We start from the raw sequence: 22,792 nt of genomic DNA, 5'->3' as shown, positions 1-22,792 counted from the left end.
ACCACACTCTGCCGCTGGCGGCCAGCCACCAGCATCACGACTCGCCACCGGCGTCACCAACGTGGTGACCTCCTACAGCTAGCCCTCAGCGAGAACGCAAAATCGCCCATTCCCCAGCGGGATGGGCGATTTTCGTCTGGGAGGTCGCGAGTTGCCGATTGGGCTTTCGCGGATCCGCAGATTATGTATAGTATCATACATACCCGCCACGGTCGAGGAGTTGCGATGCGTAGTCCACGCGAGCGGATGGTCGTGTCCGCCGCGCTGCTGATCCGCGAGCGGGGCGCGCGCGCCACCGCCATCTCCGATGTGCTCGAGCACAGCGGCGCGCCGCGCGGATCGGCTTACCACTACTTTCCCGGCGGGCGCACCCAATTGCTCTGCGAGGCGGTCGATTTCGCCGGCGAGCACGTCGCCGCCGTGATCGCCGGCGCGGACGACGGCCTGCAATTGATCGACACGTTGATCGACAAGTACCGCGGGCAGCTCCTCGATACCGACTTCCGCGCCGGCTGCCCCATCGTGGCGGTCTCCGTCGAAGCGGGCGAGCAGCAGGACGCCGAGCGCATGGGCCCGGTGGTCGAACGCGCCGCCGCCGCCTTCGACCGATGGACCGATCTGATCGCCGCGCGGTTGATCGCCGACGGCATTGCGCGGGAGCGCGCGAGCGAGCTGGCCGTTTTGGCCACCACCGCGCTCGAGGGTGCGATCGTGCTGGCCCGGGTGCGACGCGACCTGATGCCGCTGGACGTCGTCCATCGCCAGCTGCGCGAGCTGCTGCTGGCCACCTCGTCCTATCAGACAGCCGGAAAGGACACCCCGCGATGACCTGGCAACCCAGCGCATGCATCCTGTGCGAATGCAACTGCGGCATCGTCGTTGAAGTCGAAGATCGCCGGCTGGCCCGCATCCGCGGCGACAAGGCCCACCCCGCGTCGCGGTGCTACACCTGCAACAAGGCGTTGCGGCTGGACCACTATCAGAACAGCCGCGCCCGGCTGACCTCTCCGCTGCGCCGCCGGGCCGACGGCAGCTACGAGGAGATCGACTGGGACACCGCGATCGTGGAGATCGCCGAGGGCTTCAAACGCATCCGCGACAGCTACGGCGGAGACAAGATCTTCTACTACGGCGGCGGCGGGCAGGGCAACCATTTGGGCGGGGCGTACAGCGGCGCCTTCCTCAAGGCTTTGGGTTCGCGTTACCGGTCAAATGCGCTGGCGCAGGAGAAGACCGGCGAATCCTGGATCGACGGGCAGCTTTACGGCGGCCACACCAGGGGCGAGTTCGAGCACGCCGAGGTGGCAGTGTTCGTGGGAAAAAACCCGTGGATGTCACAGAGCTTCCCGCGGGCCCGGGTGGTGCTCAACGAGATCGCCAAGGATCCGAACCGCTCGATGATCGTCATCGATCCCGTCGTTACCGACACCGCCAAAATGTCGGACTTCCACCTGCGGGTGCGGCCCGGCACCGACGCGTGGTGCCTGGCCGCGCTGGCCGCGATCCTCGTGCAGGAAAACCTCTGCGACGAAGCGTTTCTCGCCGAGCACGTGCGCGGCGTCGATGCCGTGCGGACCGCGTTGCGCGAGGTGCCGGTGGCCGGCTACGCGCAGCATTGCGGGGTCGACGAGGAGCTGCTGCGCGCGGCGGCGCGGCGCATCGGCACCGCGGCCAGCGTCTCGGTGTTCGAGGACCTCGGGGTACAGCAGGCACCCAACAGCACGCTGTGCTCCTACCTGAACAAGTTGCTCTGGATCTTCACCGGCAACTTCGCGAAACAGGGCGGCCAGCACCTGCATTCGTCGTTTGCGCCGCTGTTCGGCCAGTTCTCCGGTCGCACACCGGTAACCGGCGCCCCGATCATTTCCGGGCTGGTGCCCAGCAATGTGGTGCCCGAGGAAATCCTGACCGACCACCCGGACCGCTTCCGGGCCATGATCGTGGAAAGCAGCAATCCGGCTCACTCACTAGCGAATTCGGCCGCCTGCCGCGAGGCGTTCGGTGCGCTGGAGCTGATGGTGGTCATCGACGTCGCCATGACCGAGACGGCCAGGCTCGCACACTATGTGCTACCCGCTGCGTCCCAGTTCGAGAAGCCGGAAGCCACCTTCTTCAACCTGGAATTCCCGCACAACACCTTCCAGCTGCGCCGCCCGCTGCTGCAGCCCTTGCCGGGCACACTGCCAGAACCCGAGATCTGGGCGCGGCTGGTGCGGGCGCTCGGGGTGGTGGACGACGCGGACCTGCGGCCGCTGCGCGACGCGGCCCAGCGGGGCCGGCAGGCCTACACCGAGGCGTTCCTGTCCTCGGCCGCCACCAATTCGGCTCTGGTGCAGCTGCTTCCGTATGTTCTCTACGAGACGCTGGGGCCCACCCTGCCGGACGGATTGCGCGGCGCCGCCGCGCTGTGGGGCCTCGCCCAGAAGACCGCGATGAGCTACCCGGACGCCGTGCGGCGCGCCGGTCACGCCGACGGCAACGCGCTGTTCGACGCGATCATGAACAACCCGTCGGGGGTGACGTTCACCGTGCACAACTACGAGGACGACTTCGCGTTGATCAGCCACCCCGACCGCAAGATCGCCCTGGAGATTCCGGCGATGCTCGACGAATTGGGGGCGCTCACCCGCACCCCGCCCCGGCTGACCACGCCGGATTTCCCGATCGTGCTGTCGGTGGGGGAGCGGCGCGCCTATACCGCCAACGACATCTTCCGCGACCCGTCCTGGCGCAAGCGCGACCCCGACGGGGCGTTGCGGGTCAGCGTCGAGGACGCCCAGGCCCTGGGGCTCGTCGACGGATGCCGAGCCCGCATTAGCACGGCGGCCGGCGGCGCCGAGGCCACCGTCGAGATCTCCGAGTCCATGCTTGCTGGTCATGCCGCCCTGCCCAACGGATTCGGCCTCGATTACATCGGCGACGACGGGCGCGCCGTCACCACGGGGGTCGCCCCGAACGCGCTCACCTCGACCGAATGGCGCGATCCCTACGCCGGCACGCCGTGGCACAAGCACGTACCGGCCCGGATCGAAGCCAGCAGACCACGTCGTCGCTGATGGACACCTCTCGAAGCGCCTTCGCCCAACAGATCGCCGCAGCTGTCCTACAGCGCCGGCGAGTGCGGCGATGCGCGATCCAGCCCGCCCGCCTGGTACTGCCCGGCGATCAGCAGCATCGTCGTCGACCTTGGCCAGCTATAGAAGATGGGCGCGGCGCGCCCGCCGATGAGCAGTCCCTCCATGTCTTGTTCCACGGCGACGACACCGCTATCTCGATCGTCGCGCGGTGCAACACGAACGCGCGCTCAAACTCGACTCGCCGGTGAGCCCATTGCGAATGGCGTGTCTGACTGGGGTCGTGCACCGCAAAATGGCCGGTCCGCTGTCGTTGCCGCCCGGGAACAGTCTCACTCTGACCGCCGGTAACCTCGACAAGGCCGTCGCGGGACTGCTGACCACTCGCCTGGTGGCCAGCGACGTCAACGGCCAGACGGCGCCCGCCGGGTTCACCCGCACCACCGCTTTCGGTCGGCAGTCATTGGCACCAACGACGAACTGTGTTGCCAACGCTTCGCCGACCACCCTGCATCGTCGTGATGGACAACTTGTTTGGCCTCGGCCAGCACACATGCAGCTTCGGATTCGAAGCTACAGGGCCAGTTGAGTGCAGCTTTCCCGCATGTCCATCCCGACTGGGATGGCCGTTCCGCTTCACCACTAACTATGGCGTGCAGTAAAAGCCGCTTGTGGCGTTGCGGGAGAGGCCCCGATCGCTGCGGTGATGTTGGGCGGGTGTTCGCTGGTGTTCCCTGCTGGACACGACCCCCACCCTAAGCAGCCACTGTCGACGAACAAAACCGCGCTCAAGCCATTGAGCCGGTGAAACAGATCGTAACCGTGCTACCCATGGCTTTTCCCTGGCCGCAGGTTCGATGAGGAGCGTCTCATCGATGCGCAGGGCGTTATCTGGGAGAAGGCCATCCTGGCGTAGGCGGGCTCAGCGCTGATTGCGCGTCGCCTCCCAGTCGCGCAATGTGCACTCGACCCGGTATTCGCCCTGCTTAGACACCGCGACCTGACCGTCGACCGCGATGTTGCACCGGAAGTTGGCGCTCACGCCCGGATTGCCCTCCGGGGTATTTACCTCGGCGAAGCTGTTGAATGCGCTGACGGTGGCCCACTGATCGGGATTGGGCATGGAAACCGTTGTGCTCCAGACCATGTCCGGGTTCAGCTTCGGCCGGATGGCATAGAGGAACGCGGGGGTGTTGTCCGCATAGGCGGTTAGGCTCGGCGGTTGCTTAGCCATGAAATAGAGCATGGGAATCGTCTCGATCGGTGACGAGACGCTGTAGGTGACCTCATGTTCGCCCGGCGCTGCATTTGCCGTTCCACTCACCGGCCCTACGCCGGGGACCGTCAACGCCCCCACTGCCGCGACCATAGTCGCCGTTCGCACGCTTCTCATGCCTAGAACAGTACTAGGTGTAAGCACTAACTTGCTAATAGTGGCTCGGAAGACTTAAAATCCTTCGGCAAACGTGAAGGGGGGCTTAGTGAAGCTGTCTGTCGATCCGACTCGCTGCCAGGGCATCGGACTGTGCGCGGCGAGCGCACCGGAACTCTTTGCGATCGGCGGCGACGGGCAATCCGAGGTACTCCGTCAACCCGGCGCAGACGAACTCGGAGCGGCCGAAGAGGCGTTCGCCAATTGTCCTACCGCGGCCGTCGTGTTCCAAGCGTGAGTAGTTCCCATGTTCTTCCGCGCGGCGCATTTCGGCGATTGCTCACACATTTCACAGGTGTCTGCCAGCTCTCGGCCGTCTTGTAGAAAGTAAGCACTTACTGTATCCTGTGTCGTGTGACACATCCGAGCACCCTAAGTGACATGATTCATAGAGGTGGTCAGCGGTGACCGTGGTGAGCTTGGCCGCAGCGAGTCGTGCCGCGAAACACGTCGCTGCAACGCCGGTCGACTCTGCGACGACGACGGGCCGCTGCCTTCAGATGTTTGTGAGCGTGCTGCGCTATGCGGTCCTCGATACCATCTCTCTCAGGCTGCTACGAGTCAGTGAAATCGCCGATCAGGCATGGTTATTGCTCAAGGTGACCGCTACGCCGGCGCTACTGATGGCGATTCCGTTTGGCGCGATGGTTTCCGTCGTGACCTCGGGATTGGTCAATCAGATGGGCGCGCAGTCGCTGATCGGGGCGGCCAGCGGTGTCGGAGTGGTTCGGCAGGGAGCGCCCATCACCGCGGGCCTCCTGATGGGTGGGGCTGCTGCATCCGCAATTGCATCGGACCTCGGGGCCCGGGCCGTCCGTGAAGAGCTCGACGCGCTGAGGGTGATTGGTGTGGACCCGGTGCGTTCGCTGGTGGTGCCGCGATTTCTGGCCCTGCTGTTGATATCTCCAATCTTGTGCACAGTCATCGTCGTCTCGGGCACCACGGCCGCGTTCATTCTGGCGTTGACCGTCACCGATATCGCACCGGGGAGTTACTGGGCGTCTTTTGGGACGTTCACGAAGACCGTGGACCTCTGGTTCGCGATGGGCAAGACGGTGGTCTTCGCGGCGCTTGTGGCCGTGATCTCATCGTTCCGCGGGATGAACGCCCAGGGCGGTCCGAAAGGTGTCGCCGACGCCGTCAACGCGTCGGTTGTCCTTAACGTAATCTGCATCGTTGCCGCGAATCTCGTTATAACCCAGTTGCAGACCATGTTTTTCCCGATGGCGATCGCATAGATGGTTCACGTCGGGACGTCGATTCCTTCCAAGCTGCCGGCCCTCCGGATTCTCTCGGTCGAGCCGTTCCGCGCTGTCCTGCGCGAGGCGGGCCAGTGGACGGTATTCACTGGGCAGGCGTTCTGGTATCTACCGCACTCTGTCGGCCGCTACCGGCGCCAGACCCTCCGGGAAATGAACAACCTCGCCTGGGGTAAAGGCCGGGTTATCGTCGATGGCGGAGTAATCAGCATATTCCTAATCCTGGGCATCGCAATCGGCGGTTCGATGGCAGTAGAAGCGTTCGCCACACTGAACATTATTGGATTCGGTGCCCTGTCTGGCCTCACCGGTGGTGTTGGCGCGGTCCGTGAAATCGGCCCGCTTGCGGCGGGTATAGCCTTCGCCTCACAAGCGGGCTGCCGAATGACGGCCGAGATTGGCACGATGCGCATCAACGACGAGATCGATGCCGTGGAGTCGATGGCAATCGTCCCGATACCGTTCGTGGTAAGCACCCGGATGGTCGGTGGCATGCTGTGCGTCATTCCCGGCTACCTGTTGACCCTGATAACCGAATTCATCGTCATGGACCTCGTGATCCGGGTATTCCACAACCAACCGGGCGGAACCTACGAACACTACCTCGCGCAGTTCGTGACGCCGCAGGACCTGACGTTCTCCTTAATCAAGGGCATTGGGTTCTGCCTCGCGGTGACCATCATCCACTGCTATTACGGGTACTTCACCGCCGGCGGTCCCGCCGGCCTCGGCCGGTCCTCAGGCAGGGCGGTGCGGACAAGCCTGGTCTCAATCATGGTTCTGGATTTCCTACTCACCGTGGCGCTCTGGGGATTCCGGCAAACGTTCGTGTTCACAGGCTAGGGGGATTCGGTCATGCTATTACGTGGGTCGGAGCAGGCCCAGACGCGAAAGTTATGCATTGCCGGTGCAATTGCGCTGACGTGCATCGCGCTAGTCACGGCGGTCGTCGTCGTCAACCCGTTTTCGCGTTTTCAGAAAACGTGGGTCGCGTTGACGATCGACACCCCTTATGTGGGCCAAGGTGTGGCCACCGGGTCAGCGGTCGTCCTGCACGGGGTGAAGGTCGGTGAGGTAACCACCGTCTCGAGCCTGTCGGGTGGCGGCGTCCGGATCGGTGTCGACCTGCAGCCCGAACCTGCCAAAGGGCTGACCAACGCGATGACATTCGACTTCCGCTCGGTCAACTACTTCGGGGTCACGGGTATCAATGTGATTCCCAACCAAGGTGGTCGTCCGCTGCGCAACGGAATGCGGCTCAAGAGCGCTCCGAAAGGCAACTTCACCCTGCAGGCGTTGATATCCCGGCTGGGTGAGATCTCCGGAGGAGTCCTGACACCACAACTAATCCAGGTCGTCGACCGGGCAACCCGATACGTCGACGGGCTCAATTCGCTCATCGAGACGATGACGATCTCCATTCAGGCGGTCGACGCGGTCCAGACGGTCAGGACCGCGCAGCTGTTATCCAACACGACCGAAGTCGCAGATCCTTTCCCGGGCTTCGTGGACTCCCTCAGTGAGACAGGCCATCGCTACATTCATCCAGACGACATTTCCGCCTACCACACCAGCATTCAGCAGCTGTCCGATAAGGGTTTTGAACGGGAGCGGCTGATTCTCAAGTACGCGGCGGAGAATGTGTTCGGTGACGCCGGAAAGTTGTTGTCGGGCAACGTTCCTGACTTACTACCCCTGATTGATTCGATCAGGCCACTGACCGACGTCGTGCCCGGCCTGATCCAGCCCGAAGGTGTCGCACACATGCTGACCGAGGCTCGCAACCGACTTGAGCAGATGTATCAGGGGACTCCCGAACAACGCGCACTGCGGGTGAGGGTAGTGCTGGACGGTCTGCCGGGCGTAGCGGCACCGCTTGGTATGGCAGGTGGACAATAGATGAAATCGTTCGGTTCGATCTGGAAGATCGCGCTCAGCCTTGTTGTCGCAGCGGCCATGTTCACCTTGGTCATCAACATTGTCAGGATGCCGGTAGCAGCGGAAACCCATTCGTATACAGCAGAATTCACTGACGCGTCGGGACTCCACCAAGACGCGGACGTGCGCGTTCGCGGCGTCCGCGTTGGGAAGGTCAGCACGATCGAACTCAAACGGGAAAACGACCAGAGCGTCGCAGCCGTCGGGTTCACCCTCGATAAGCGCTACGGAATAGTCGCTGGCAGCCGACTGGCCGTCAAGTATCAGGCGCTGACCGGAGTCCGGTACGTCGACGTCGAGAATCCAGCGGAAGCGTACGCATCGAAAAATCTCATCGTGAACATACCCACTTCGATGACTCAGCCTTCATTCGATGTGACGGTGTTGTTCAACGGATTGCAGCCAGTGCTTGCGACGCTGAAACCTGAAGAGCTCAATACGTTCACCGCTAACGCCGTGACATACCTGTCCGGTGACGGCAGCGGACTGGGGCCCATGCTGGACAGCATCCACAAACTTACCGACTTTGTGTCCAATCGCCAGGACATGATCTCGACCCTCATGCACAACCTGGCCGACGTCGCTGCGACACTCGGCGGGAAGTCGAAGAGCTTGATCCAGATTCTGGAGTGGCTGAATCTGCCCGTGGACGCGGCACTGTCCGTGCTCGACGAGTTCAGGAAGTCGTCGCTGTTCGGGCCTGAATTCACCGCCCCGGTGGTGCGGCTGCTCAACAACGTCGGATTCAAGTGGGGTAACAGCCTCGACGGGGGGCTCGACAAGGCTTTCACCAACATCGACAGAGCCGTCGAAGCATTCAAACTTGTCCCGGTGATGTGGGACAACCTGCCGCCGCCGTCACAGTCGGGCCAACCCCGGCCGTGCTCCAAGGGGCATGCCCAGCTTCCCGGAGACATGGACGTTCTTTTGAACGGGCAAAGGGTGGTCATATGCAACCGATGAAGCAGCTCCGAAACCCTACACTCTGGGGTGGCGGGGTGCTCGTCCTCGCCACCATCATCGCCCTGGTCATCGCACTCGTCTACGTGAACCCACCGGGGCAGAAGTACGTCAGCTTCTACACTCAGGACGCGGCCTCGATCCGGCCGGGAGACCAGGTGCGGATCGCTGGAATAACGGTGGGCAAGGTCAAAGATCTCGCCCTGGAGCACGACCAGGTCCGCGTCCGCGCGCGCGTCGATGACTATGCGTTCGTCGGAGACCAGTCGCAGGTCCAAGTCCGGATGCTCACCGTGGTTGGCGGTTACTACATCAACCTCGTTTCACTTGGCAGGCACCCCTTGGGAGACAACACGATTCCACTCCAACGCGTGACCACGCCATACAACCTGATGCGGACCCTCACTGACGCGACAAAAATCATCGACCACACCAACGCGGTGCCGATCAGAGAATCGTTGGAGCAGGTGAAGTCCGGACTGAGCGGCCCGAACGCGGCCACGATCACCTCGGTCATCAACGCGGGCAACAGTTTGATGTCGACGATCGACACCCAACGCGGCCAGATCACGGCCATCCTAAACATGTCCGATGAATACATCAAATCAATGAGCGACTTCAGCGACGGACTGCGACAGCTGGTCCGAAAGATTTCGATCCTCGAGACAACGCTAACCCTCTACGGCGCCGGATTCGGCAGTGCGTTGACTGGACTCGGCCAGGTCCTCGATGGGCTCGAGCCAGTCGCCACCATGTACCTCAACCATCGTGACTGGTTCATCGAGAAGGTCCGCAACTGGACCGAGAAGGCGAGAATGTGGGCCGATCACAATGGCGCGATAGTGCGGGGACTGCGCCTGATGCGCAACAAGATTGAGCGTGTGCTCGACGCTCAGAACGCGCCGGCCGAACTGCTCGCGACCGACCTGTGCCTGCCGGTGCCGGGAACGGTCTGCTGATGCTGTCGTCAGTAACGCGACATGCGCATCGCGCACTCGTGCTCGCACTCGCCGCTGCGACAGCCAGCACCTCGTGCGGTTCGACGCAGATCGAGCTACCGACGGAACCGAAAGCAGCCGAGTACTGCGCGATCATGCCCGACACCATTGGCTTGTACGTCGGCAACCCGGTCACACAAATGGGCTATCAGATAGGCAAAGTCAAAAGAATCACGCCCGACGGCGACAGTGTACGTGTCGATTTCACAGTGACCGAACGACGGTCGTTCCCGCGCGACGTCAAAGCGGTGATCAGGTCGACGTCGATCCTCGCCGATCGCGCACTCGAACTAGTAGGCAACCCGAGGCCCGGCCCGCAGTTGGCTGCAGGCGACTGTATCGCGCTGAACAATTCAGCGACACCCAAGAGCCTTTCCCAGATCATCGGATCGGCAACCGCATTCATCAACACCCTCAGCCCTGCCGACACCACCAACATCGGTGACGCTGTCCATGTGATCGACCAGGCAATCGGAACCAACGGGTCCGGGGTCAACACCATGCTGACGAAGGCCGCCAGGTTGCTCGACAGCCCCGACGCGGCCATCGGCGACATCCGGTCCATCATCGTCAACACCGCTCAGTTGACGGCGACCCTGAAAGAACTCCGCGATCCGCTCAAGCAGATCCTGCTCGACGCCCAGGTGACGACGAAGGACATCGCCGCGGGCGCCGCCGGGGCCGCGCGGATCGTTCAATCGGTGGTACCGATCATCAGTGCGGCGGCCGATGTCGAAATGTCACTCGGCGAAGAGATTCAGTTCACACTCGACGCGGTGGCCGTCGCACTGCGGAAGCTCAGCGCGCACGCGCCCCGGACCATGAACCTGCTAAATCCCGTGCCCTGGTGGATCAACACCCTGGCCAACCACATCAATAACCGGCAATTCGAGCCGCTCCGGTATCGCCCACCCCTTTATCGCGTGCGGACGCCCGACGGCGTGGCGATGTGCAACATCATGAACGCCACGGCACCCGGCACCTGCGCAAACGTGCAGGGACAGCCTTATGCGGTTGACGTTGCGTTGCTGCAGTACGTCCTGACGGTGGCGAGCCGCCGATGAACGTCCTACACCTCCTCCAGCGCATGCGGGCCACCGCCCTGATCGTCGCCGCGGTCCTCACCGTCGCCTCGTGCGAGTCGATCAACGTCAACAACCTTCCACAACCCGGCAATTCCTACTCCGACGGCTACGACGTCACCATCGAGTTCAGCAACACGCTCAACCTGCCGGAGCGGGCGAAAGTGATGATGGACGGCACGCCCGTCGGGGTGGTCACCAAAATCGAGTCCACTGCCCAGGAGGTCGATGTGACCGCGCGCATCGGTAGGGGCGTCGTCGTGCCGTCGAACATCCACGCCGCCTTGCAGCAAGCCACGGTGCTGGGTGATATCTACATCGCATTGGACCGCCCCGAAACCGGCGCATCGGTGCCGGTGTTGCGCCCTGGCGGCACGATTCCGATTTCGGCGACCACCTCACCGCCGCAACTGGAAGACACCATCGCCAGCCTGGCCAACTTCGTGTCGAGTGGCTCGATCCAGCGCATGCAGAACACGATCATCGGCCTTAATCGGGTGTCGCCGCACAACAATGAGGGCGTCCGCAAAGTGGCGTCTCGAGTGGCCACCGATCTGGGTGACTTGGCCAATAACGTCGACCTGGTCGACAAATGGCTCACCGACGTGTCCGGGACAGCGCAGGTCATGCACGATCGCGGCGGGTACTGGGACGACATGTTGTCGCCGGAAGGCCTGCTGGGCAATTACCGGACGCAGATCATGGCGACCTATCTGAGCACTGCAATACCCTCGATCGGTTCCATCTACCGCGGCGGGTTCTGGCTGGTGCCATTGATCGAGTCGCTGGCCAACGCGATGGGCGCGGTCCAGCAGTCGAAATGGGTGATCGATGACGAAGTGCCCAGATGGCAGAAGTTGTTCACTGACTACTTTCTTCCGCAAGACAAGTATCCGGCGATGAACATCACCTCGATACAGGGCCCGGATGGTCGCGAATTGTTGGGCAGTGTGCAACAGGTGCTGTCGATGCTTGGCGCGACACGATGAAGGTCCGCGACGTGCTGTCGATCCTGGCGTTCTGCGCGATCATCGCGTCCGCCGTGTCGTACCTCAACGCGCTCGGAGTGCGGATCGGTCCGCCGAAGGACCGGATCAACATCGCCATGGACGTGGTCGACATCAACAACCTGGTGGTCGGTTCGAACGTGCTGCTGCGTGGAGTGCCGGTCGGCAAGGTGACGACGATCGAGCCCGGCACCAAAGCCGCCACGGTTCGTTTCTACATCAACAACCGGTTCCGGGTTCCCGTGGACACCGATGTGCGCCTTGACAACCTGTCCGCCCTCGGCGAGGCCTACATCGGCCTGGTCCCGCGTACCAAGGCGGGGCCGATGATGTACGACGGGCAGCACCTAGCGACTGAGCGGGTGACCCAGCCGCCGTCGATTTCGGAACTGGCGACCAGCGTCGTGCGGGTGCTCAACCAACTCGATCCGGGCGCGCTTAAACGGGTCATCAACGAGGCCGACATCGCTCTGCCCAATCCCAACACGACCCTACCCAACATGGCGCGTGCCAGCATGTTGTTGCGCAACGACGCAGCGGACATGAATGGCACGGGTCGGGCGCTACTGGACAACTTCCAGACGCTGTTGCGCAACGCCACCTGGGTCGGACCAGTGCTGCGTGACCTCCCGCCTGACGTCAGGTCTATCGGTAAGAGCACGCAGATCGTCTGGCACAGCACCATCAGGATGCGCTATAACGGTGGTCCCCAGTTCGAGGTCGAACTGAAGAACCTAATGGCCCGGATCCAGCGCCTGCTGGACAACAACGGCGGCGATATCAAGGTCATCGGCGAGGCGCTGAAGCCACACATGCAGGGAATCGCAGGCGCGCTCGCCAACATCGACAGCGCACAGCTGCTTAACAACTTCCTGCAAGGTATTCCCGAGGACGGCACGATCACGTTGCGCGTTCAGGTGCCGCCGCCATGACCATGCGAATAGGTTGGGTCTCCGACAAACAGGAAGGAGTGCAATGACTGACGAAAGCCCGACGGGCAGGGACGTTGTCGACGCTGTTACGGATGCGGCGGTCGACAACGCCGTAAAGAAGAGCGGTGAACCGCAATCTGAAACCGAGGGCGTTGACAAACCCAAGAAGGCAGCCAAATTACAGGTGTCGGTGTCGTTGCGCAGTTTGATGGTGACAGGACTCGTCGTCGTGTTCATCGCGGCGGTGGGCGTGCTCGGATGGCTGTACTACAACTCGCAGAAAGACCTGAACGCGCTGCATCGGCAAGCGGAGAGCAACGCCCGCGCGGAGAAGATTGCGCTCGACTACGCAGTCAACGCGGCTCAGATGAAATTCGACGACCTCGGTGCATGGAAGGTGAAGCTGGTCGAGGGCACCAGTCCGGAGCTGAAGAAGAAGCTTACCGACGCCGCGACCTCGATGGAACAGATCCTCGTTCCCTTGCAGTGGTCATCGACTGCGAAGCCGGTTGCTGCCAAGGTCCGATCGGAAAACGGCGGAGTCTTCGTCGTCGACGCCTTCGTCAGCGTACTGACCAAGACCATTCAGGCACCTGAGGCGTTGCAGTCGACGGCCACCTACAGCGTCACCGTCGACAGTTCGAAGAACGGGCAGATCAGCGATGTCGGTGGGGTCGGTGACGTCGTTGGAGGCAAGTAACAACAAATGAGCGAGGCGATCTGATGAAAAAGCGCTGTGGGAGTCATGTCCGTTGCGGTGTCGCGACGATGTGCATGGTCGGTTTGACCGCGGTGGTCGGTTCGCTGGGGCCGATCGCGCACGCCGACCCGTCTGACGACGTCGACTATCCCGTCGAGCCCCTTCATCCATCGCCGGTGTCGATTCGCGAACTGCCGGTCGTCAGCCCCAAACAGTCGAACTGGGTGCCGAAGTTCCCGTTCCCGTACGACACGCTAAGGCAAAACGTCACTGACGCGGATATCACCGCCGAACGCGACATGTGCCAGTGGTTCAACACCCAGTGGGACGAGTTGATCCGGCAGATCGACAGTTTCCAGTTTAAAAGGATTGCCCCGGACGGGCCGGGAATTTCGGCGGGTTCTGGCACCGATTGGGACTACAGCGTCGGCGGTCTGCAGCGCGACGCCGACATCGTCGCCGGAAACATCGATCGCTCAGTCGAATTTCTTGGACCGCGGGTCTCAGGCCTCACTCAGGTACAAAATCCGGTAGGAGACAAGTACTTTGCGATTTTCCAGGGTGAAGCCTTCTATTGGTTGTGGCAGCAGTTGTCCAATATCAGCAATGGCATCAAAGCGCACCAGCCGGACTGGTTTACTGGACCATCGGTGTTGCGGGCCAAGCGGTTTGGCAGCACAATCTACCGTTCGCACGTGTGCAGTTACTGACTGGCGGGTCCCGGGTCGGCTTATATCGGCCGGTGCGACCATCTCCCGTAGCATGTACCGTTGCCTTCATCCAGAATCTTCTGGCACAGTGGGCTGCCCCGGAAATACACGCGAAGTGTCACCCAGTACGCCGGCTTTGACTGCCAATGGGCCTGCAACTCGGCATCTTTTGTGAACGGATTACCCACCGTCGCATTGGTGCGCCATGGCAGCGCAACCTGCGTGCGTGTGATTCGGCCGGACAGATCGTTGTATTCTACGTCGGCGGTTGCGATCTCACTTGAAATGACTTCGTATGTGACCATTTCGGCGGCGTGAGCGGTTGGGGTAACCGCGAGGAAGGGAATGCCCGCGACCAGTGCGGCGGGCAAAATGAAAGCACGCATCATCAACACCTCAGCACCCTATGGTCCGGCGAGGACCAGCGCCGCTAGCACCTTGCCGGTTCGGTCGTTGCGCAAAACGTTGACGCCGAAGTCGGTGTAGCTGCAATCTGGGATGTCTTTATAACCTTGGACGACAGCGCCCTTGATCGAGTTCCCATCGACAGGTGCCTGTCCTGACAGGAGTTTGCCCTTGGTGCCGCGGTAACCGAGATCGTGCAGACCCGGCAGTGCGTCTTCGAGTGGTACATCGTCAGCGACGTGGTCGAGGTAGTCGCTGAGTGACCGATTGATGATCACCGCGACTTTGTCGGCGATGGCGTTGTACTGCAGGGGTTCGCATGACGATGCAGCGCGCACGGCCGACACCGCGGCCCGGAAGCTATCCGCCGAATCGGATTTCGCGGTTGGGGCTAGCAGCAGACTGCCGGAAGCAAGGGCAAGAATCGACACCGCCGAAGCGATCCAACGTTTGGCTATCGCCGCCGCCGGGCTCGTCATACAAGGAGTATATGTGTAAGTGCTTACTTTTTCCAAAGGGGTGGTTTCGCGAGGGCGGTAGTGCACGTCTTGTGATCACGCTCAGCGCCACGCTAGTATGCACTAACTTCACAACGAGGAGGCCGCATGGACCTGAATGTGTTCAGCCCGGAATTCATCGCCGATCCGTACCCGACGTACGATGAACTCCGCGCCGCAGGACGTCCGGTGAAGAACGGCATGTTCGGATTCTGGATGGTGGCTACTCATCCGCAGGTTAGCGCTATCTTGAAAGACCCCGCACACTTCTCCAGCGCGGCGATGGGGAACATCGGCAGGGTTGGCGAAGCCTTCGCGGCGGAGAGTATGGCCGCTGCCGATCCGCCGGATCACGCCCGGCTGCGCAACACCGTGCAGCGCGCATTCACGCCTAAGGCGGTGAATGATCTGCATTCGTTCACCGAATCGTTGGCCAAGGAACTGCTCGCCGATATCGAACAAGGTAGGCCGTTCGATCTGCTGACGACAATGGCCGATACGCTGCCGCTGCGCGTCATCTCGAAGATGATGGGTGTCGCCGGCGGCGACGAGGACGCGTTCAGAGAATATGCGAACGCGTTGGTGCTGGGGAACGGCATCACCGCTACCCCTGAAGAGGCCGATGCCGCTGTCGCTGCGACATGGGCGCTGCGGGACTACTTCACGGGCGTCGTCGCGGAGCGTCGGAACGCTCCGGGCGAGGATTTGGTGAGCGGCCTGGTCAAAGCGAACAGCGACGGCACCCTCACCGACAGCGAGCTGGTCGCGACCTGCATCTTCTTCTTGTTCGCCGGTATCGAGACGACCACCAATCTGATTGTGAACGCCGCGCTCGCTCTGACAGAATTTCCCGAGCAGCACGCTCGGCTGGAGGCCGAGACGGAGACGCTGATGCCGACGGCGGTTGAGGAATTCCTACGGTTTTGCGGGCCGCCTCAGGCGAATCTCCGCACCGCCGTAGAGGACGTCGACATTTCGGGCTCCCAGGTCTCGAAGGGCGACCCGATACTGCTGCTACTCGGGTGCGCGAACCGCGATGAGAGCGTCTTTCAGCGCGCAGACCAATTGATCCTGGGTCGCGACCCGAACCCGCATGTCGGGTTCAGCTTCGGCCCGCACTACTGCCTGGGCGCGAGCTTGGCCCGGCTTGAAGTGAATGTTGCATTGCGCCACCTGCTGGAGCGCGCACCCGGCTTCCGGCGGGCCAACCCGGAGGAGCCAATGGCCTACCGGGGCGGGTTCTTCATCCGGTCCGTCGAAAAGCTCGACCTGGTCTACTGACGCGGAACGTGTTGAAGCCGCCACCCGTGTAAATGGCGACCTCGGTGGCGCATCAGGGTCGGACTTTCTCAACCCGAACCGGTATCCCACTGAGAATCGACATGCCGGCCAGTGCTTCGATGTCGGCCGGCGCGGCACTCGCCAGGATGTTGCTGTTAACACCGGCGTACTCGTTGGCTTTCGGCCACTCCCCGGCATGACCCCACCCGTGCGGCATGGCGAAGTTGCCGGGCGACGTGTCGTCGGTGAGCGTCACAGCAACGGTCAGCGAGCCGTTCGCCGATATCACATTCACCCAATAGCCGTCGCGGACAACGGCGCTCGCCGCGCCTTGCGGATTCATGAAAGCCGTGAACGTCTTGCGGTTCGGTGCAAGTACGTTGTGCATCCAGGTGTTCTGTGAACGGGCTTCGCGCAGGCCGTGCAGACGAAGCGGAAGGTTTACCGGTGCCCCGTCGGTGGCGTCGAGCCGTCGAAGTTCGGATACCAGTTCCGCGGGCGCCAACGCAATCTTCTTCGTCGGTGTCCGTAGGAAATCGGTGAGGCGGCCGACCGACAGATCGGGCCGCAGCGCTTTGCCATGCGGATACCGGCATAACAGCTTGCCGAACGAAACACCGTTTCGGCGCAACCCGTACAAGTCGCCGGCCGAGCTGGTCCGGATGAGAACGTCGATGAGTGTCCTTGGCTTGACCCGGATGTTGGCTTTGGCCAGCCACCGGAGCGGCGCGACCGCGTAGGCGCCGCCGCGACCGCTGCGCCTGGCGATCTCGTCGAGAATGTCGAACTCGATGCGTGCTTCGCCGCGAGGTGCGATCACCTGGTCGGTGGCCCAGATCGCAGGCGGCACCATGCTCGCGACGGGTGCGAGTGGAAAGTCCTCTCGCTCGTACTGTCCTACACACGGCAGCACGTAGTCGGCGTACTCGTTGGTCTCGTTGACATACAGGTCGACCGCGATATGAACGTCGAGTTATTCCAGCGCCGCTCCACTTCCACAATGGTCGTAACCCGGTCGCAATTCAGACACGTGAGCAACGGATATGGAGCACGCATGTCAGGGGGGTGCCACGGCCAGCAGGCGCGATTTCCCTTAAATCATTCGGTTTTGGGAAAACTGTCTGTTGTTCGGTGCAGCGGCCGCGGCGAGCCCTGATCTTTCGCGGCGGCGTTTCTGGGGCGGTTCACGCCGTAGAGGATCAACCGGGACAACTCCGCGGTAATCTCATCACGGTGCGGTCTTCTGCCGATGTCTGATGGAATGAGCCAGTCCTCGAACAACGCCATCGCCATCAGCATGCCGACGAAGGCGCGGTTGACGACCAAGACATCGATCGGTTCGAGGGAGCGGGCTTCGATGAAATACTTCTCGCTCCACCGTGCAAGCGTGTCGATCGCCTCCCTGAACAGCGGTGCATTCTCCAAACTGACCACATCGGGATCGAACGCGCTGGTGGCGATATAGGCGATCATCAGGCCGCGGTTGTTGCGGAACAGGTCGTAGAACGTTCCGATCAGTTCTGAGGCGAGTTGCTCGGGTGAGGCGACGCGCCAGTCTTTGGCTCGCTTGGATTGCCATTCGTCGATGAACTGGCGGAACGGTCCGAGGGTAACCTCGGTGAACAATGCCGTCTTGGAGCCGAAGTTGCGGAACAACAACGCTTCCGCGACGCCGGCGCGCTCGGCGATCATCCGCGTCGTTGTGCGCGCGTATCCGGATTCTTCGAATGATGCGCGCGCGGCCTCGAGCAGCAGCCGCCGCCCTTCGCCGGGTGCTCGCCGCTTCGGCTTGACGGCGTCTGACGAGTCATTCACCTGACCGCCATTAGCCACGAGACCTCCTCGGCAGTTCGAATGTCTTGATGGATATTCGATTCAGACGCCCGCGTGAGCGCCGTACGCAGCCTCACCCACCACTGCCGGCACGTTGATCGTCTTGTACTCGAGATACTCGGCGATTCCCTCCGGCCCGAATTCCCGGCCGTAGCCCGAACTCTTACGGCCACCGAACGGAGCATCCGAATTGAGCGTGAACGAATTCACCGACACCGAGCCGGTGACGATGCGCCGGGCGACGGCCACCCCGGCGTCAGGGTCGCTGGTGTAGACGCCGCCGTGCAGACCGTACGGGGAGTCGTTCGCGATCGCGATGGCCTGGTCGACATCCTCGTAGGGGATGACGACGGCGACCGGTCCAAAGATTTCTTCGCGAGCGATGCGCATGTCGTTGTCAACGCCGGCGAACACGGTGGGCTCCAGGTAGTAACCGCGGTCTAGGCCGGACGGCCGCCCGCCTCCGGCTGCCACGATCGCGCCTTCCTGCTTGGCGATCTCGAGGTATCCCTCGACGCGGTAGCGTTGCCGCGCGGACACCAGTGGGCCCACCTCGGTGTCGGGGCTGAACGGATCACCGATGCGCAACTTGGTGGCGGCGGCCGCAAGGCTGTCTACGACCTCGTCGTAACGCCTTCTCGGCGCCAGCACCCGGGTGAGCGCGGCACAGACCTGACCTGAGTTGTAGAACGCACCCGCAGAAAGCCATGGCGTGGTGTCGGCGAGGTCGGCGTCCTCCAGGACGATTGCAGCAGATTTCCCGCCCAATTCGAGGCTGGAGCGCTTCAGCATCTGCCCACAGGTCGCACCGATTACGCGCCCCGCTGCGGTGCTGCCGGTGAATGCCACCTTATCGACGCCTGGGTGTGAAACCAAATGCGCTCCAACGCCTCTGTCGCCGGGCACGATGCTGAGCGCCCCGGCGGGCAGTCCGGCCGCATAGAGCGCCTCGCCAAGGTGGAACGCGCTGATCGGAGTTTCCTCGGCTGGCTTGAGCACGACGGTACATCCGGCCAGCAGGGCCGGAATAACCTTGAGAATGCTGAAGTAGAACGGGGCATTCCAGGCAACAATCGCGCCGACCACGCCCACGGGCTCTTGTTCGATGAGCGCCCAACCCAACCGCCCGTTGCGAGAAGTCGCGCGCGACATGTCCGCCGAGTAGCGGGTGAAGGCTTTGGCCATTCCCAAGGCCCCCGGGATCTGCTGGCCTACCGTGTCGGAGTACGGCGCACCCATCTCGCGGGTGACCAGTGTGGCGATTTCGTCCCGTCGGGCGGCAAGTAGTTGAATCGCCGAGCGGATCACCTCCGCGCGTTCCTCCGGCGACATTCGTGGCCACGGCCCGCGATCGAACGCGGTGCGTGCTGCTATTACCGCATCATCGATGTCTGCAGTCTCCGCGTGGCGAACCTTTGTCACCAGTTCTTCGGTTGATGGGGAAACCACATCGAGCCATTCCGATCCCTGGCTCCGCCAGTCACCGCCAATGAGGAGTTCGCTGCAATCGAACCTCACGTTTAGATCGCCTCCTGGATCTCGTAGATCGTCCTAGTATATAGTAAGTACTCACCACTTTGAACTGATTTGCCAATGCTCACGTGCATAGGCCCAGTGCCGCATGCCCTTGTTCAAACTCTCCGCGCCCGAAGGAGTTCAACCGCATGTCAGAGGATGTCCTCGTCGTTGACAATCCGATGCCGCGAGTGCGTCGGTTGACGCTCAACCGCCCCGGTAAGCGCAACGCGCTCAGTGACGATCTGCGGCTGGCGCTCTTTGAGGCGGTCCGTGCGGCCGACGCGTCGAAGGACGTCGCAGTCATCATTATTCGCGGCGCCGGTGCCTGCTTCTCGGCGGGATACGACTTGGAGAAATGGGTCCGTCCCGTCGAGCGGCACAGCGCGACGGTCGACGGATGGTGGCCCCGGCATGTCGTCGCCGGGTGGTTCGAGTTATGGGACCTCGCCACCCCGGTGGTGGCCCAGGTACACGGGTGGTGTTTGGCCGGCGGTTCGGAATTGGCAGCGGCGTGCGACATCGTCTATATCGCCGATGACGCGAAAGTCGGATACCCACCAGTGCGTTCGATGTCAACTCCAGACATGGTTTGGCAGCCGTGGCTGCTCGGGATGCGGCGCGGAATGGAGGCGCTCCTCACCGGGGACTGGCTCTCCGGCACCGAGGCCGCTGAGCTCGGATTCGCCACGCGGAGCTTTCCCGCCGACGAGCTCGAGGCGGCTGTCTTGAACATCGCCGAGAGGATGAGCAAGGTGCCTAATGACATCCTGGCGCTCAACAAGCGCGCCTGCCACAGATCCATGGAAGCTGCAGGCATCCGCGAAGGGATGCGCGCATGCACGGAGCTCAACGCGCTCGGATTCCATCAGCGGTCATCGCGCGAGTACATGAAAGCGTTGAGGGACAGGGGTGTTCGTAACGGGCTATCGGATCGCGACAAATCGTTCGGCGACTACCGGGAACAGGGTGCAACCGTGCCCGCCACTGGCGGCGAGGATGCCTGAATCCACTCCGGCATGGGGCACCCGGATCATCACCGAGCAGGTGCTGGGCGCACCGTGTCAAGTGTTCGAACATCGTCCGCGTTCGCTGGGCGATCTTCTTACCAGTGCCGGCCGGTTCGGTGATCGGCCCCACATCGTCCAAGGCGGCCGGAGCCTGACGTTCGACCAGTTGCGCTCGGCGACAGCGACCTTCGCGGGGCAAATGAGGTCGCGCTACGGGCTCGCTCGTGGCGATCGGGTGCTGTTGCTCGGTGCAAACTCCATTGAGTGGATCGTCATGTTCTGGACGTGTGTGCGTGAAGACTGGGTGGTGTGCACCGGCAACGCCTGGTGGAACGCGGACACGGTCGCCGAGGTCATCGGCACGCTAGACCCTCGGCTGGTAGTTGTCGACGAGCGCCGCCTGCCGTTTGTGCCCGCCGGGGTACGGACGGCTCTCTTCGACGAACTGTCGATGACTGCCGACGAGGGCATGATTGGCCAGCTGGTCGCGGGTGACGAGGACGACCCCGCAGTCATCGTCTTCACATCCGGTACGACCGGAACCCCAAAGGGTGCCGTGTTGACCCATCGAAACCTGATCGCGGCAACGCATGCCTCACTGGTCAATTCCGGGCAGGTGAGGAGCGCAGACACTCAGCCGGCGCGGACGTCACTGGTAACAGTTCCCTTGTTCCATGTCGGTGCGATTCAGCAACTCCTGATGGCGTTGTTCGCCGGCACCACGATGGCGTTTCTGCCCGGGCGTTTCGACCCGAACGAGGTGCTGAGGCTGTTGCGCGACGCGAATGTCACTGTCTGGTCGGCTGTTCCGACGATGGTGTCACGCACGCTCGATGCGATGCAGGAGAACCCCGACTTTTCGGCAAACGGGTTGGCGCTGCGGTCTCTGGCGATGGGAGCCGGTCCCGTACCGCATGGGTTATGGGACCGCGTCTCGGACTGCTTTCCGGATGTGCGCCGAGGGAAGGTCGTGTCCTACGGATTAACCGAGGCGGCCGGCGCGGTGGCCGTCGGCGCCGGGCCGCAACTGAGGGATCACCCCGGTTCGGTGGGTAGACCGCTGCCGACGGTCGAAGTGGCAATTTCACAACCGGACTCCGAAGGTATCGGGGAGGTCGTGGTCCGCGGGCCTAATGTGATGCTTGGCTACTGGAATGAGCTAGAACCGGCAACGATCTCGGCCGACCGGTGGTTGAGAACCGGTGACCTGGGCCGTATCGACGCCGACGGCTTTCTCTATCTGTCCGGCAGAGGCAAGGACATAGTAATACGCGGCGGCGAGAACATCGCAGCTCATCGTGTCGAATCCCGGTTGCGGATGCATCCGGCCGTTCTGGATGTCGCGGTCGTCGGCCTGCCACATGTTGAACTCGGCGAGGAAGTCGCGGCCGCAGTGGTGTTACGTACTAATGCTGTGGCCGAAGAACCCGACTTGGCGAACTTCGCCAAGGAGGGGCTGGCCTATTTCGAAGTCCCATCCCGTTGGTCGATCTCCCACACCGATCTTCCGCGAACTGCGTCGGGCAAGGTCATCAAGCGCGAGGTCGTTGCTGAACGTTGGCCGGAGCCCGAACCGGTCGCCCATGCCGACATAGATTGAAAACCAACACAACACGGAAGGTTCCCACCATGCCCAAAGCGGTGCTGATCGTCTATACAAACCCCGTCAGCCCGGAGCGCGACGCCGAGTACAACAAGTGGTACGACGAAACCCACCTCCCCGAGGTGCTGGCCGTCGACGGATTTGTGGCTGCCTCCCGTTACCGGGTATCGGCGGCACAGGCCAAAGGTGTTGAGGCGCCGCCCCACCGGTACGTGTCTGTCTATGAGGCCGACACCGAGGACCCGCAGGGCCTACTCGACGCCATGTTGGAGGGTGCGAAGGACATGCACCTAAGCGACTCCTGCGATTTAAGGAACGCGTCGGCAGCGCTGTGGGAGGAGATCACCCCACGCGTCACACGCGCTTGAGCGGTCGGCGACTACGGTTAGGCGGCAGGCCCGGACCTGTGCGGCGTTCGGAGCCTGCGCCGGCCCGGCGTCGCAATATGTCCAGGGCCGTGCCTCCACATTCCGAGTCGGGCTGGGAACTAGAAGGTAAATGAAGTCTGCCGGAAGGACCTAGGGCCTTCATACCGCAGGTTCCTCGGTCGGTTGTG

Annotated in this window: 23 protein-coding genes and 1 pseudogene; 18 read left to right on the top strand and 6 right to left on the bottom strand. The window is 62.5% G+C overall.

Features of this window, described 5'->3' with window-relative positions; all coding sequences use genetic code 11:
* The first annotated feature begins 225 nt into the window (after positions 1-225).
* The 3 genes and pseudogenes from BST14_RS17790 to BST14_RS32670 all read left to right on the top strand — a co-directional run.
* Positions 226-828: a TetR/AcrR family transcriptional regulator gene (locus BST14_RS17790; RefSeq protein ID WP_083065709.1), complete on the top strand. Its 603-nt coding sequence runs from the start codon at positions 226-228 to the stop codon at positions 826-828.
* Positions 825-3,056, top strand: coding sequence for a molybdopterin-dependent oxidoreductase (locus BST14_RS17785; protein WP_083065708.1), 2,232 nt, complete (start codon positions 825-827; stop codon positions 3,054-3,056). Before BST14_RS17790 ends, BST14_RS17785 begins: the two co-directional genes overlap by 4 nt.
* Before the next feature lie 21 nt (positions 3,057-3,077).
* A pseudogene (locus BST14_RS32670) lies at positions 3,078-3,525 on the top strand (peptidase); the annotation flags it as partial.
* A gap of 471 nt (positions 3,526-3,996) precedes the next feature.
* Here the strand turns inward: BST14_RS32670 and BST14_RS17775 are convergent.
* The gene (locus tag BST14_RS17775; RefSeq protein WP_142279456.1) at positions 3,997-4,431 is read right to left on the bottom strand and encodes an Rv2576c family protein; all 435 of its coding nucleotides are present in this window, start codon (positions 4,429-4,431) and stop codon (positions 3,997-3,999) included.
* Positions 4,432-4,555: 124 nt separating this feature from the next.
* Between BST14_RS17775 and BST14_RS17770 the strand changes: the two genes are divergently transcribed.
* The 11 genes from BST14_RS17770 to BST14_RS17720 all read left to right on the top strand — a co-directional run bounded on the left by BST14_RS17770 (position 4,556) and on the right by BST14_RS17720 (position 14,092).
* Positions 4,556-4,744: a ferredoxin gene (locus tag BST14_RS17770; RefSeq protein WP_083065705.1), complete on the top strand. Its 189-nt coding sequence runs from the start codon at positions 4,556-4,558 to the stop codon at positions 4,742-4,744.
* Positions 4,745-4,910: 166 nt separating this feature from the next.
* Positions 4,911-5,744: an MlaE family ABC transporter permease gene (locus BST14_RS17765; RefSeq protein WP_438502180.1), complete on the top strand. Its 834-nt coding sequence runs from the start codon at positions 4,911-4,913 to the stop codon at positions 5,742-5,744.
* Positions 5,745-6,608, top strand: a complete 864-nt coding sequence (locus BST14_RS17760) for an MlaE family ABC transporter permease (protein WP_083065703.1) — start codon at positions 5,745-5,747, stop codon at positions 6,606-6,608.
* A 150-nt stretch (positions 6,609-6,758) separates the two neighbouring features.
* Positions 6,759-7,664 (top strand): MlaD family protein, encoded by a 906-nt coding sequence (locus BST14_RS17755; protein WP_245845487.1) that lies wholly within the window; start codon positions 6,759-6,761, stop codon positions 7,662-7,664.
* Positions 7,665-8,666, top strand: coding sequence for an MlaD family protein (locus tag BST14_RS17750; RefSeq protein ID WP_083065701.1), 1,002 nt, complete (start codon positions 7,665-7,667; stop codon positions 8,664-8,666).
* On the top strand, positions 8,663-9,622 hold the full coding sequence (locus BST14_RS17745) for an MlaD family protein (RefSeq protein WP_083065700.1): 960 nt from the start codon (positions 8,663-8,665) through the stop codon (positions 9,620-9,622). The genes BST14_RS17750 and BST14_RS17745 overlap by 4 nt, the downstream gene beginning before the upstream one ends.
* Positions 9,622-10,725, top strand: a complete 1,104-nt coding sequence (locus BST14_RS17740) for an MlaD family protein (protein WP_083065712.1) — start codon at positions 9,622-9,624, stop codon at positions 10,723-10,725. The genes BST14_RS17745 and BST14_RS17740 overlap by 1 nt, the downstream gene beginning before the upstream one ends.
* A 23-nt stretch (positions 10,726-10,748) precedes the next feature.
* Positions 10,749-11,732, top strand: a complete 984-nt coding sequence (locus tag BST14_RS17735; RefSeq protein WP_211280748.1) for an MlaD family protein — start codon at positions 10,749-10,751, stop codon at positions 11,730-11,732.
* On the top strand, positions 11,729-12,682 hold the full coding sequence (locus tag BST14_RS17730) for an MlaD family protein (RefSeq protein WP_083065699.1): 954 nt from the start codon (positions 11,729-11,731) through the stop codon (positions 12,680-12,682). The genes BST14_RS17735 and BST14_RS17730 overlap by 4 nt, the downstream gene beginning before the upstream one ends.
* Positions 12,683-12,725: 43 nt before the next feature.
* On the top strand, positions 12,726-13,382 hold the full coding sequence (locus BST14_RS17725; RefSeq protein WP_083065698.1) for a hypothetical protein: 657 nt from the start codon (positions 12,726-12,728) through the stop codon (positions 13,380-13,382).
* A gap of 74 nt (positions 13,383-13,456) precedes the next feature.
* On the top strand, positions 13,457-14,092 hold the full coding sequence (locus BST14_RS17720) for a hypothetical protein (RefSeq protein ID WP_245845485.1): 636 nt from the start codon (positions 13,457-13,459) through the stop codon (positions 14,090-14,092).
* A gap of 20 nt (positions 14,093-14,112) precedes the next feature.
* Here the strand turns inward: BST14_RS17720 and BST14_RS17715 are convergent, their stop codons facing one another.
* Together BST14_RS17715 and BST14_RS17710 are read right to left on the bottom strand one after the other, a co-directional pair.
* Positions 14,113-14,487 (bottom strand): hypothetical protein, encoded by a 375-nt coding sequence (locus BST14_RS17715; RefSeq protein ID WP_083065696.1) that lies wholly within the window; start codon positions 14,485-14,487, stop codon positions 14,113-14,115.
* A gap of 9 nt (positions 14,488-14,496) precedes the next feature.
* Positions 14,497-14,976, bottom strand: a complete 480-nt coding sequence (locus BST14_RS17710) for a hypothetical protein (RefSeq protein ID WP_083065695.1) — start codon at positions 14,974-14,976, stop codon at positions 14,497-14,499.
* A gap of 126 nt (positions 14,977-15,102) precedes the next feature.
* Here BST14_RS17710 and BST14_RS17705 point away from each other — a divergent pair, with 126 nt between their 5' ends.
* On the top strand, positions 15,103-16,275 hold the full coding sequence (locus BST14_RS17705; RefSeq protein WP_083065694.1) for a cytochrome P450: 1,173 nt from the start codon (positions 15,103-15,105) through the stop codon (positions 16,273-16,275).
* Between the two features lie 52 nt (positions 16,276-16,327).
* Here the strand turns inward: BST14_RS17705 and BST14_RS17700 are convergent, their stop codons facing one another.
* The 3 genes from BST14_RS17700 to BST14_RS17690 form a co-directional block, all read right to left on the bottom strand.
* On the bottom strand, positions 16,328-17,236 hold the full coding sequence (locus BST14_RS17700; protein ID WP_281252811.1) for a molybdopterin dinucleotide binding domain-containing protein: 909 nt from the start codon (positions 17,234-17,236) through the stop codon (positions 16,328-16,330).
* A gap of 137 nt (positions 17,237-17,373) precedes the next feature.
* Positions 17,374-18,108: a TetR/AcrR family transcriptional regulator gene (locus BST14_RS17695; RefSeq protein WP_158085886.1), complete on the bottom strand. Its 735-nt coding sequence runs from the start codon at positions 18,106-18,108 to the stop codon at positions 17,374-17,376.
* 42 nt (positions 18,109-18,150) lie between these two features.
* On the bottom strand, positions 18,151-19,626 hold the full coding sequence (locus BST14_RS17690) for an aldehyde dehydrogenase (protein ID WP_083065691.1): 1,476 nt from the start codon (positions 19,624-19,626) through the stop codon (positions 18,151-18,153).
* Between the two features lie 146 nt (positions 19,627-19,772).
* Between BST14_RS17690 and BST14_RS17685 the strand changes: the two genes are divergently transcribed.
* Genes BST14_RS17685 through BST14_RS17675 form a run of 3 tightly spaced genes read left to right on the top strand, consistent with a single transcriptional unit; the run spans position 19,773 to position 22,604 of the window.
* Positions 19,773-20,630, top strand: a complete 858-nt coding sequence (locus BST14_RS17685; protein ID WP_083065690.1) for an enoyl-CoA hydratase-related protein — start codon at positions 19,773-19,775, stop codon at positions 20,628-20,630.
* Positions 20,623-22,233 carry a class I adenylate-forming enzyme family protein gene (locus tag BST14_RS17680; RefSeq protein WP_142279455.1) on the top strand — a complete coding sequence of 537 codons (1,611 nt, stop codon included), beginning with the start codon at positions 20,623-20,625 and terminating at the stop codon, positions 22,231-22,233. The genes BST14_RS17685 and BST14_RS17680 overlap by 8 nt, the downstream gene beginning before the upstream one ends.
* 29 nt (positions 22,234-22,262) lie before the next feature.
* Positions 22,263-22,604, top strand: a complete 342-nt coding sequence (locus BST14_RS17675; protein ID WP_142279454.1) for a DUF4286 family protein — start codon at positions 22,263-22,265, stop codon at positions 22,602-22,604.
* The last annotated feature ends 188 nt before the right edge of the window (positions 22,605-22,792 follow it).

Source organism: Mycobacterium arosiense ATCC BAA-1401 = DSM 45069 (assembly GCF_002086125.1).
Classification (GTDB): domain Bacteria; phylum Actinomycetota; class Actinomycetes; order Mycobacteriales; family Mycobacteriaceae; genus Mycobacterium; species Mycobacterium arosiense.
Note: the sequence above shows the minus strand (reverse complement) of the source record. Positions and strands in the feature narration are given on the sequence as shown.